Consider the following 12,342-nt stretch of genomic DNA (forward strand, 5'->3'; position numbering starts at 1 on the left):
TGATCGGGCAGCTTCCGGCTAAAAGCAGGCATTGGATGTGACTACGGAGCTCGAGGTGATTCAAAACTCCTTTAGACGTTCGTCTTCAGCCGATCGCCATATGGACAGCATGCATCACCCGAGGTACGGTTGAATTGCGGTGGCAACCTGCCATCTTTAAGTGATGCCTAGAGGGATTTAGAGTGCACGTTAAATCGATCAAGCTGATCAACTTCAAAAAATTTCGCGACGACCTCCTAGAGTTCAACGACGACGTCAATATTTTCGTCGGCGACAACAATGCTGGTAAAAGCACAATCCTGGAAGCGTTAGAGATTGTTCTCAATTACAACCATCGTGGACGGCCCTTCAACGGCGAGTTCTCCCCCGATCTTTTCAATCAAGATGCCGTCACTCTATTTCTCGCCTCAGACTTGAGCTCCAAGCACCTGCCCAGCCTGATCATCGAAGCCTACATTGATGGTGTGCCTGAGTACCGAGGCTCGAATAACAGCCTCAAGGCTGACGCCCAGGGTGTCGTGGTACAAGCCTGTTTCGACTCGTCGCTGGAGGCCGTTTACGAGAGCCACCTCCTGACCAAGCCGAACATCACCAGCATTCCGATTGAATTCTATAAGGTGGAATGGCTTGATTTCGGTTGGAACCCGATAAAGCCGATCGCCAAGAAGTTCAAGGCGCTTTATATCGATCCCACACGTATCCACCCCACCATGGGGAAGAACCAGTACATTTCGAGCATCCTCAACACCGCCTTGGCGAAGGAAGAGCTCGTCAAGCTGACCCTCAATTATCGTGAGAACCTGCAAGTGTTTAACAACTCCGGGGAGGTTAGGACGGTCAATGCCAACCTTGATGCGGGTCACCTTATCACTGATAGCAAGCTCACCATTGCAGCAAGCACCTTACCAGCGGGCTCCATCCAGACTGGCCTGCAGCTTGAGGTCGATGATGTGCCGTTTCACTTCATCGGCAAGGGTGAACAGAGCAATGTGCAGATCAAACTGGCCATTCAGAACAAATCCCATGACATCGATCTGGTGATGATGGAAGAGCCCGAAAACCATCTGTCTCACACCAATCTGAACAAGCTGGTGCACTACATCGAAACCCAGCGAGGAGAAAAGCAGCTGTTTCTGACCACGCACAGCTCGTATGTGTTGAACAAGCTGAGTATCGACAAGATTTGCCTCGTGCAGTCAGGGTACAAAAGGCTGCACACGCTAGATCCGAAAGTGGTAAAGACCCTCAAGCGTCTTCCTGGCTACGACACCCTGCGAGTGGCACTGTCGGGCAAGGTCATCCTAGTCGAAGGACCGTCGGACGAACTGGTGCTCAAGAAAATCTACCAACGAAAACATAACCGACTTCCTGAGCAGGACGGGATAGATATCATCGTGGTACGCGGTGTGGGGTTCAAGACGTTTATCGAAGTGGGCAAAGAGATCGGCACCAAGATCCACGTGCTCAGGGATAATGACGGCGACTATAACGGTAACGTTGTGCAAGGACGTCTGGAGTACGCTGCGTTTCCTAACATCCAGTTGTACTCGTCGATGAATGACGCCGAGTTTTCGCTTGAGCCAGCGATGATTTATGCCAACGCAATTGACATCAAAACCCTTGACGCTTTCGCGAAGGAAGTCTTGTCGACGGAAACCTTCAATATCTACAACGCAGAGGTCGCTCTGGAGGACCGAAGGGAAAATCTGATCCGTTGGTTCAAAAGCGTAAAGGGCAACGGTAAAGGCGCTCGAAAGGTCGATTCGGCGGTCAAACTGTTTGATGGCGAACTGGACTTCAAGTACCCAGCATTCCTTGACGAGGTGCTCGATTTTGCCTAACGAACTCTGGATCGCAGGCGCCGGGTCAGGTAAAACGCACAAGATCATTACTGAAGCCATTGAGGTTATTAAGGCTGGCGGGCGGGTGCTTGTAGTCACCTACACGACCAATAACCAGGCAGAGCTACGCTCTCGCTTTGTTGAGCTGTACGGTGCTAGCAGTGAGCACTTCGTCGTTAAAGGGCTGTTCTCTTTTTACCTAGAAGATATGGTACGTCCCTATCAGAGCGAGGTATTTCCAGATCGAATCACGACTATCTCCTTCACTGAGAACAACCCTCACTTGATACCAGGTACAACCTACTACATTGAAGGCAGAGCTGAAAAATCAAAAGACGGCACGATCAATCCGCTGCATTACCTGACAGCCTGCAAAACCAAGGCGTACTCCGGACTGTTGGCAAAGCTTGCGACGCTCATTGCGAAGCTATCCAAAGATGCCCCTGCCAAGCGGCTGAAAGAGATTTATCAAAGAGTTTTTTTTGATGAAGTGCAGGATTTGGTCGGTTGGGACTACGACGTGATCAAATCACTAAACAAGGTCATGGTCGACTCGATCTGTTGTGTGGGCGACTTTCGACAGACGATCTACACCACGACATTCGGCCATAAAGCTCCGCAGACGCCTCAGCAGAAGGTCGATTACTTCGTCGGTAAAATGAGATTTGAAAAGCATTCGATGCCAAAGAATCGCAGGTGCATCCAAGAAATCTGCGATCTCTCCGACACGATCCACCCGGGGGCTTATGACAAGACAGTATCGGGTGTCGAGAAAGTGCCAGACGAAATATCGCATCACCATGGTACCTTCATAGTGAAGCAATCTCAGGTGAGCGATTATCTGGCAGCATTTCAGCCCCAAGTACTACGTTGGTCGTCAACCACCGGCACTGGATATCTACCGTGTGACCTTATCTGTTACACGTTCGGCTCCTGCAAAGGCTTAGGCTTTGATCGAGTGCTTTTGATCCCGCCAGATAAACACCTGAAGTTCGTTGGCGGGAATGCCAAGGCGTTCGACAAGGATAAAACAGAGGAGTCGCGAAACAAGCTATACGTCGCGATCACCCGTGCGCGCTATAGCCTTGCCTTCCTCGTCGAGGATAAGAAGGTGAAAGGGCTCCCTTATCCCGTGTGGGATGGCGCTGGCGCGCTCACTACAACGATTGAAAAGTGAGGCAGAGGGCGGCCTGGTGGCTCGTCGATGTCGAGATAGATTAAATGCTCTATGTCTCATAGGCGCATCGAATGGCTGCTTTTGGCCGCAAACAGCCTTCCGGGAATGGCTGCTTCCGGCCAAAAGCACACTAAAAAACTCTACCAAACGATCAAAAACTCAAAACCAACCTCACCTCACCCCCACCCCAAACACCTCCCCACCCTTCGTCGACTGAATCACCCATTCCCCCCTCACTCGAAACGACTTAGCCGACGCATAGGTATCTTCCATAAACTGGAAATAAACGATTTTCCCATCGACCACTTTGGCAAGAATCGAGAACGGCGAGGTAAAGCGATGGCCCACGCCAACCGAGGTGTAGGTAAAGCTACCGAAGACCGCGACTTTTTCACCTTCGCCGAAGATATCGGTGACCGAGAAGTCGTTGATGTCCCAGTAGGTGCCGACGTTGGAGAAGGTGTCGACGTAGATCTGCCGGCCTTTGCGGGTGCCGGCCCAGGGTTCGATCTGTTGCAGTTCGGGGTTGTCGAAGTTCAGGGACACGTAGGTGGCGTCTTCGCTGACCAGTTGGGTGGCGGCGTGTGCGACGCTGTTCTTGGCGGTGTTGGCCAGGAAGGCGCTGACGACGTCGATCGGGGCTTTGGTTTTTTGTGCTTTTTCGATTGCGGCGAGATTGGCCATTTTATTGCCTGCTCAATGAAGTGTTTCAGGGGGTGAGTTGAAGTTCTTGCTGTATCGCTTCTGGCGTCTAGGACGCGGATTTATGGCGCTTGTCGACTCAAGGTTGGTGGGGCGGTTGAAGCAGAGCGCGGATACCCGGGCAGCCAGCAAGCCACCCGGATACCTGGCTCTTGATTTCTACAAACCAAACAAGCGTTGCGCATTCCCCCGCCCAATCTTCTCCCTATCGTTCTCACTGATCAGCGCCTGATCAAACCAGTTACTCGCCGTGGCCATGCTTTCATACGGGTAGTCCGCCGAGAACAGCACACGATCGACGCCGATTTCGCTGATGGCGTCCAGCAGGCCCTTGGTGTGGAAGTGGCCGGCGGTGGTCAGGTAGAAGTTGTGGCTGAAGTAATGGCTGACCGGTTTTTTCGCGTTGCCCAGGCCTTCGCCTTCGCGTTGCATGTGCAGGCGGTGTTCCAGGCGCGGCAGCATCAGTGGCAGGCCTTCGGCCAGGTGGCCGAGGATGAGGGTCAGGTTGGGGAAACGGTCGAACAGGCCGCTGAGCATCAGGCGGATCGCGTGGGTGGCGGTTTCATGGGCGAAGCCCCAGGCCGAGCCGATCAGCGATGGATAGCCCTCATAGATCCGCCGCTGGGTCGGCAGCGGTTCGCGCGGGTGCAGGTAGACCGGCACGTTGAGCGCCGCGACCCGCTCCCAGAATTCCCATACCGGCGGTTCGTCCAGGTACTGCGCGGTATTGGCGTTGCCGATGTTGGTGTAGCCGTTGATCAGTGCCCCCACCATGCCGTAATCCTTTACCGCACGTTCCAGTTCGTCCGCCGCGGCCCTGGGCGATTGCAGGGCCACCGTGGCGAAGGCCTTGAAGCGTTGCGGGTGGCGGGCGACGAACTGCTCGGTGATCTGCTCGTTGGTGCGTTGCGCGAAGGCGATGGCCTGGCGCGGATCGAGCAGCGACTGGGCGCCGGGGGAGGTGAGGGAGAGGATGGCGAGGTCGATGCCATTGCGGTCCATCTCGGCGACGCGCTGGTCGCTGTCCAGCAGGCGTTTTTCCACATCCGCCATATAGGCCCGGCCATTGCGCGTGGCTTCGCCGGAAGCATCCCACAGGCTGTTGTTCAGCTCGGTGCTGACGTGTTCCTCGAGTACGATTTTGCCTTTCATGCTGATGTAGCCTCTTTAAGGATAAACAGGTACGTAGCGCGTCAAACTCGGTCTGGGCCTAGGCCTCGGCGGTGGACAGGCTGATGTGTTTGTATTCGATGAAATCGTCGATGGCCGCGACGCCGTTCAGGCGGCCCAGGCCGGACTGGCGATAACCGCCTTCCTCGAATTCGTCGTAGACCTTGGCCCAGTCGTTGATCCACACGGTGCCGGCCTGCACCTTGCGCGCCACGCGCAGCGAGCGCTTGGTGTCGCGGGTCCAGATGGCGGCCGCGAGGCCGTATTCGCTGTCGTTGGCCAGGGCCACGGCTTCGGCTTCTGTATCGAAGACTTGCAGGGTCAGCACCGGGCCGAAGGTTTCCTGTTGCACGATGTCCAGCTTCGAGTCGCTGACTTGCAGCAGGGTCGGGCGGTAGAAGGCGCCGTTGGCCAGCTCGCCTTCGGTGATGGGGCCGCCGCGCACTATGACCTTGGCGCCGGCGGCGATGGCGGCCTCGACGGCCTGGTCGACCCGCTGCACGTTGGCCTTGTCGATCAAGGGGCCCATGTCGCTGCGCGGGTCGGACGCCGGGCCGACCCGCACCGCTTGCAGGCGCGCGGCCAGGCGCTCGCGCAGTTGCTCGGCGATGCCGCGCTGCACCAGCAGCCGCGAGCCGGTCATGCAGAACTGCCCGGCGAACACGGTCAGGGCTTTTTCCAGGACCGGCAGGGCGGCGTCGAGGTCGGCGTCGTCGAACACCAGGTGCGGGGTCTTGCCGCCCAGCTCCAGGCCGAAGCGCTTGAGCGACTGCGCGCCCACCGCGGAAATCGCGCGGCCGGTGGCGGAGGAACCGGTGAAGCTGATGACCGGCACCTGGGGCGAGGCGATCAGCCGGCGCGAGCCTTCGCCGCCGGACTCGGTGAACAGGTTGACCACCCCGCGCGGCAGGGACGGCGCCTCGGACATGACCTTGGCCAGCAGGGCATTGGTCTGCGCGGTCTGCGCCGGCATCTTGATCACCACCGTGGCGCCGGCGGCCAGGGCCGGTGCCAGCGAGCGCACCATCAACACCACCGGCGAGTTCCACGGCACGATGATGCCGGCCACGCCCATCGGCTCGCGCAGCACGATGGACAGCACGTCGGGGCGCGGGGTGCCGCTGTGGCCGCGTTCGGTGCGGGCCAGGGCCGCGTAGTAGCGCAGCTTGGAGGGCACCATGCTGACTTCGAAGCGGGCTTCGGGCTTGATCTTGCCGTTCTCCAGCGCCAGTTGCTCGATCAGCGCCTCGCTATTGCGCTCGAAGGCGGCGGCCAGCTCGTCGAGGACCCGGGCGCGCAACGCGCTGTCGTCGGTCCAGCCACTGTTGAAGGCGCGCACGGCCGCGGCGATGGCCGCATCGGCCTCGGCGGCGCCGCCATCGGCGTAGTGGCCGATGACCCGGGAGGTGGCCGGGTCGATGGATTCGCGGTGTTCGGTCGAGTCGACCCAGGCGCCGTCGATCCAGTGTTGGGCAGCGGTGTTTTGCATGGTCATGGCAGTGTTCTCCACATTAGCTGTAGCGACGCGCGATGTATTCGGCGGTGGCGATGGTGGTGATATTGGTGGCGACCGAAATGGCGTCCGGGAAGATCGACGCATCGACCACCCGCAGGCCCTGCACGCCGTGGACCCGGCCTTCCAGGTCGACCACCGCGCCGGGGTCGCCGGCAGGGCCCATGGGGGCGGTGGAGGTGGGGTGGTGGTAGGTGTCGAGGGTGGCCAGCATCGACTGCTCGATCTGCTGGTCGCTGCTGGTCTGGGCGCCCGGGTTCAGTTCCGAGTGGATCAGGTCCTTGAGCGGCGCGGTCTGGCCGATCTTGCGCGCGAGCTTCACCCCTTCCAGCAGGCGGGCGCGGTCCTCGGCCTGGGCCAGGAAGTTGAGGTCGATCAGCGGCGCTTGCGCCGGGTCGCGGCTGGCCAGTTTCAGGCTGCCCACCGACAGCGGGCGAGTCAGGGCCACGGCGAGGACAAAACCGACCTGGGTCGGGCTCTGGTCGTGGGGGAACAGGTGGGTGGCGGTGATGTGCAGGTCGAGGTCGCCGTTTTTCGCCGTGGAACTGTGGGTCCAGAGCTTGGCGCCGATCACTGGGGACTGCTTGCCGATCAGCTCGGGGCGGGCGGCATAGGCGTTGTAGTAGAAGGGGTGGTCCTTGAGCCGCTGGCCGACGGGCAGGGCGGCGACCAGGGGGATCGACAGCGACGCCAGGTGCTCGCGCGGGCCAATGCCCGAGCGCAGCAGGATCGCCGCGCTGCCGTAGGTGCCGGCCGAGAGTATGACTTCGTTCGCATGGATGACTTCGCCGCTGGCCAGGCGCACGCCGGTGGCGCGGCGGCCGTCGAACAGCACCTTGTCCACCAGCACGTCGCCGCGGATCTGCAGGTTGCCGCGGGCCCGCACGGCATTGTCGAGGTAGGCGATGCCGGTGTTGACCCGCACGCCGTCGACGATGTTCATCGGGTAGGGACCGACACCCTTGGCGTCGGCGCCGTCGAAGTCGTCGACCGCGCGGAAACCGTTGGCGACGGTGGCGTCGACGAAGGCCCGCTGCATGGGGCTGATGTCATTGCGAGTCAGCTGGTGCACCGGCAGGGGGCCGTCGTGACCGTGCAGCTGGTTGCTGCCGGTGTTGCGTTTTTCCAGCTTCTTGAACGACGGCAGCAATTCTTCATAGGACCAGCCGGCAGGTTCCAGTTGACCAGGTCCTGCTTGCGGGCGCGGATCGCCACCGCGCCGTTGACTGCCGAGCTGCCGCCCAGCACCTTGCCGCGAATCGCGTGGATCGGGTGGCCGATATAGCCGGGCAGGGTCTGGTAGCCCCAGTCGCTGCCGGCATCGCCGCCGACGCTGTCGCTGCTGGCGATGACTTTCGGGTAGTCGCGGGTGCCGTAGACGTGGCCGGCTTCGAGCAGCAGCACGTTGCGCTCGCGGCGTTCGCTCAGGCGCCGGGCCATGACCGCGCCGGCCGAACCGCCACCGATGATCAGCACGTCCACCGGGTTGCCGGCACTGCCGTCGCGCTTGCCGTTGGCGCCTTGCGGGGCTGCCGCGAAAGCGGGGCCGGCACCCAGCATGGAACCGATGGCCAGGGTCGCCGAGCCGACGACTGTCTGGGCCAGCAGTTTGCGGCGCGAAGGGTTTTCTGGTTGGTGGTGACTCATCGCTCATCTCCCATAGCAGGCGAATGCCTGTCAGATGGAAGCTGAGGCTAAGGTGCGCTCGGGTTGAGCGACAGCCACTGTTAAGTGAACCGCTGGTTCAGTATTGCTTGACCGGGCGGCGGGCCCTGCGCGCTCAGGCGGTGGCGCCGCCCGGCAGCAGCCCGCGAGCGATCAACGCCGCGTCCCAGGGCGCCGGGCGACCGATTTCCTCGCCGAGAAATTGAATCAGCGCCTGGACCTTGGGCGGGGTTTTCAAGGTCTTGAGGTACACCGCCGAGATGTGCCCGCCGGACGGCGCGTAGTCGTCCAGCACCGACACCAGCCTGCCGTCGAGCAGGGCGTCGGCGGCCAGGAAGGTTGGCAGGATCGCCAGCCCCAGGCCGGCCAGCGCGCCTTCGAGCAACTGGTGCCCGGAGTCGGTCCGCATGCGCACGCGGACGCGGAACGAGTTCTGCGCGCCGTCCATGGGCAGGCTCCACATGCCGTTGGGTTCGCGGTTGTAGTAGATCAGCCCGTCGTGCTGCTGCAGGTCGCCGGGGTGCTCGGGAGTGCCCTGGCGCGCCAGGTAGTCGGGGCTGGCGCAGATCAGGTGGCGGTTCTCGGTCAGCGGCCGCGCCACCAGGCAGGAGTCGTTGAGGTTGCCCAGGCGGATGGCGACGTCGAAATGGCCATCCTGCAGGTTGGCCACCCGGTCCTGGGCTTCCATGTCGACGCACAGTTGCGGGTATTGCAGGGCGAAGCGCGCCAGCAACGGCGCCAGGTAGCGTGGGGTGAAGGCCATCGGCGCCGCTAGGCGCAGGGTGCCGCCGAGGCTGGCCTGGTGGTCCTGCACCGACTCTTCGGCGCGCGCCAGGTCCAGCAGGATGCGTGTGCAATCGGCGTAGAACAGCTGGCCGGCCTCGGTCAGCTTCAGCGGCCGGCCACGGGTCAGCAACACCACGCCCAGGCGCTTTTCCAGCTGCTGCATGCGTTGGCTGACCAGCGACTTGGTGGTCCCCAGGCGTCGTCCGGCTTCGGAAAAACTGGCCGCCTCGACGACCGCAACGAAGGTGCTCATGTCCGAGAATTTATTCACCGCCACTCCTGTTGCCCTGGGTTGAGGAACCTGAAAAGAAACACGCAGGTTCGCGTGCTGCTCAGGGGCGACATGAGAAGCCAAGCGCATCGGACAACGCAAGTGGCGAACCGGCCAGAGATGAAGTTGCCGCCCGGGGCGACGGACGGGGGCTGTTGCCGATGGACAGACGCCCGGGCTACCTGGTGTTGCCGAAGTTTGGCGCGGATCGCACGGTTTTCCATGGCCCTGTCACTTCGCGGCTATTCTCTAATTTCAGGTCGATGGCCTAAAGATCCATGTCCACGCCTATGGCCTGATGTCCTGCTCGCCTGGGTAAAAACGCTTTTCTCAGCCTTGCTGAGCCGTATCGGGTGTTGCTTCGAGGACGGGCCCCTCCAGTTCGAGGGCGGTTAATGGCGCTTCACGGTGATCAGGGACGATGACCGTGAGGGCATGCATGCAGTGGCGGCCATGGATATGAGCGTCGGGTCAACGACCGGAGAAGAGGCGGCGGACTTTTTCGTGCAGACCCTGGAACAGGCCAACGATGCCGTGGTGATCATCGATGATCGCAACCAGGTGGTGTTCTTCAACGCGGCGGCCGAACGCTTCTGGGGCTGTCCACGGTGCGAGGTGCTGGGCAGCGACGTCAGCACGCTGGTGCCGATCCCCATCCGCTCGCGAAACGACGGCGAGACTGGGGTCAACAAGATCATCGGCACCAGCCGCGATGTCTGCATCACGCGCAAGGATGGCGAAGAGCGCTGGGGCGCGATGGCGATTTCGAAGATCACCCTGCAGGGGCGCATTTTGTATGCCGCTTTTTTCAAGGACGTGACCCAGACGCGGCTGAAGGATATCGAGCAGCGCCTGCTGTCGATGTCGGTCAACGCCAGCAGCTCGGCCACCTGCATCGTCGACGCCGACGGTCGGCTGATCTATATCAACGACGGGCTGGTCCGCTTGCTGGGGTATTCCCGCGAGGAATTGCTGGAGCGCTCGCCGCAGGTGTTCTTCGTCGCCGATACCCCAGGGCGGGTTCAGGCCGACGAGCTGCAACTGGAGAGCATCCTCAGTGGCCAGCCCCATGAAGCCTGCGGCCTGATCAGCAAGCGTAACGGCCAGCGGCTGTGGGTGCAGGTCTGCTCGGCGCCGGTGTTCGACGCCGGCGGGCGGATCGGCAACATCGTCATCGTGTTCACCGACATCACCCGTTCCAGGCTGCCCGAAGTGCTACAGGACAAGGTCATCGGCGCCTTGTTGCAAGAGCAGCCCCTGGAACGCGTGTTGACGCTGCTGTGCCAGGAAATCGAGCGCCTGGCGCCGGAGGTCGTCGTCTCGATACTCAGCGTGGACCCACAGGGGCTGCTGCATCCCCTGGCCAGTCCCGGCCTGGCGGCCGACTATTCCCAAGCCATGGAGGGACTGCCGATCGGGCCCGCCGCCGGTTCCTGCGGCACCGCGGCCTTTCGCGGCGAGCCGGTGCTGGTCACCGATATCGACACCGATCCGCTGTGGGCCGATTATCGTTTGCTGGCGCGGCAGGCCGGGGTGCGGGCCTGTTGGTCGATCCCGCTGCGCAACAGCGCCGGCAGGGTGCGCGCGACCTTTGCCCTGTACTTCCGCGAGCGCCGCAAGCCCGATACCACCCATGCCCATCTGATCATGACCGGGACCCACCTGTGCATGCTGGCGCTGGAGCGCGAGGAGGCGCGCCAGTCGATCCGCCACATGGCCTTGTCCGATGCCCTGACCGGCTTGCCCAATCGCAGTTCCCTGTTGGCCGAGGCCAACCGCAGCATCGCCGAGGTGGCCCTGGAGCAGGGCGAGCTGGCGGTGCTGTATGTCGACCTGGACCGCTTCAAGCAGGTCAACGAGGCCCTGGGGCATGCCTCGGGCGATGAGCTGCTGCAGGTCATGGCGCAACGGCTGCGCAGCGTGCTGCGCGAGTCGGACATCGTCGGCCGGCTGTCGAGCGACGAGTTCGTGCTGGTGCTGCCCCGGATGAACGCCACCCGGGTCACGACCTTTCTCGAGCGCCTGATGCCGACCCTGGGCGCCCCGGTCGATATTGTCGGGACCGCCGTGCTGCCTTCGGCCAGTGTCGGCGTCAGCCTGTACCCCAGCGACGGCCAGGATATGGAAAGCCTGCTGCATTGCGCCGATATCGCCATGTACCAGGCCAAGCGTACCGAGCGCGGCGGTTTCAGGTTCTTCCTCGAGGAGATGGACCAGCTCGCCCAGCAGCGTCTGCAGCTGGAGACGGCGCTGCGCCAGGCCCTGACCAGCGACGGCCTGCATCTGGTCTATCAACCGCAGATCGATTTGCGCAGCAACGGCCTGGTCGGGGTCGAGGCGCTGGCGCGCTGGGAGCATCCGCGCCTGGGCAATATCCCGCCCGCGCAATTCATCGCGCTGGCCGAGGAGTGCGGGTTGATCAACTACCTCAGCCAGTGGGTGCTGTGCGAAGCCTGCGAGCAACTGGCGCGCTGGCGTCGATCGGGAATCCGGGTGCCGTCCATCTCGGTCAACCTGTCGCCGATCAACTTCCATAACCTCAACCTGGCGGCCCTGATCGCCCGCCAGTTGCAGCGTTGCGGCCTGCAGCCGGCGGACCTGTGCGTGGAGGTCACGGAGGGCGTTTTCCTGTGCAGCAGCCCGACCACCGAGCAGACCCTCCAGGACTTGCATACCCTGGGCGTGCGCCTGGCCATCGACAACTTTGGCGCGGGATATTCCAGCCTGGGCTATCTGCGGCGCTTGCCGATCAATGAGCTGAAGCTGGACCAGAGCTTCGTCGAGGAGCTGGAGCACGACGCCTCCTGCCGCGCCTTGAGCGAGGCGGTCATCGGCATCGGCAAGGGCCTGTCCCTGCGGGTGATCGCCGAGGGCATTGAACACCCCGCGCAGCGCGACATCCTGCAGGCGCGGGGCTATGACGTGGGGCAGGGCCAGCTGTTTTCCTCGCCATTACCGGCCCGGGCGTTCGGGCAGTGGTTTGTGGGTTGGCAGAGTTAGCCGGCCGGTCGATGGGGCAGCGCCGCGCTCCAGGCGGATGCGAAGTGGACCGCGACGGGCCTGCACACGACCCTTTCTTTTCCTTCTTTCCAGGGCCGCTGCGGGCATTGCCCGGTGCCAGGCATGGGCGTGGTCATTCAAACACTCTGTTCTTTAAGTCAAGTTGTTAGCGTGTAGGGATTTTCTGTTTTATGCCGTGGAAAACCAATTAAACCTG

The 12,342-nt window shown here is 61.7% G+C and carries 7 protein-coding genes and 1 pseudogene; 3 read left to right on the plus strand and 5 right to left on the minus strand.

From position 1 onward, the window contains the following. The first annotated feature begins 182 nt into the window (after nucleotides 1–182). The gene (locus tag BMY68_RS05445) at nucleotides 183–1,841 is read left to right on the plus strand and encodes an ATP-dependent nuclease (protein WP_085531160.1); all 1,659 of its coding nucleotides are present in this window, start codon (nucleotides 183–185) and stop codon (nucleotides 1,839–1,841) included. After that, a complete protein-coding gene (locus BMY68_RS05450; protein ID WP_085531158.1) occupies nucleotides 1,834–3,018 on the plus strand; it encodes a UvrD-helicase domain-containing protein in 1,185 nt (394 codons plus the stop codon). The genes BMY68_RS05445 and BMY68_RS05450 overlap by 8 nt, the downstream gene beginning before the upstream one ends. Nucleotides 3,019–3,189: 171 nt before the next feature. Here BMY68_RS05450 and BMY68_RS05455 read toward each other — a convergent pair whose 3' ends face one another. The 5 genes and pseudogenes from BMY68_RS05455 to BMY68_RS05475 form a co-directional block, all read right to left on the minus strand. Further along, nucleotides 3,190–3,702 (minus strand): nuclear transport factor 2 family protein, encoded by a 513-nt coding sequence (locus tag BMY68_RS05455; protein ID WP_085531156.1) that lies wholly within the window; start codon nucleotides 3,700–3,702, stop codon nucleotides 3,190–3,192. A 177-nt stretch (nucleotides 3,703–3,879) separates the two neighbouring features. After that, entirely contained in the window at nucleotides 3,880–4,872 is a 993-nt protein-coding gene (locus BMY68_RS05460) for an amidohydrolase family protein (RefSeq protein ID WP_085531154.1), read from the minus strand. A gap of 58 nt (nucleotides 4,873–4,930) precedes the next feature. After that, complete coding sequence (locus BMY68_RS05465; protein ID WP_204840073.1) at nucleotides 4,931–6,379, minus strand: aldehyde dehydrogenase family protein; 1,449 nt, start codon at nucleotides 6,377–6,379, stop codon at nucleotides 4,931–4,933. A gap of 22 nt (nucleotides 6,380–6,401) precedes the next feature. Further along, nucleotides 6,402–8,050: pseudogene (locus BMY68_RS05470) on the minus strand (GMC oxidoreductase). A 133-nt stretch (nucleotides 8,051–8,183) separates the two neighbouring features. After that, a complete protein-coding gene (locus BMY68_RS05475) occupies nucleotides 8,184–9,125 on the minus strand; it encodes a LysR family transcriptional regulator (RefSeq protein WP_085531150.1) in 942 nt (313 codons plus the stop codon). 435 nt (nucleotides 9,126–9,560) lie between these two features. Here BMY68_RS05475 and BMY68_RS05480 point away from each other — a divergent pair, with 435 nt between their 5' ends. Then, complete coding sequence (locus BMY68_RS05480; protein ID WP_085531148.1) at nucleotides 9,561–12,125, plus strand: EAL domain-containing protein; 2,565 nt, start codon at nucleotides 9,561–9,563, stop codon at nucleotides 12,123–12,125. Nucleotides 12,126–12,342: the final 217 nt, after the last annotated feature.

The organism is Pseudomonas sp. NFACC41-3 (assembly GCF_900109505.1).
Lineage (GTDB): Bacteria > Pseudomonadota > Gammaproteobacteria > Pseudomonadales > Pseudomonadaceae > Aquipseudomonas > Aquipseudomonas chlororaphis.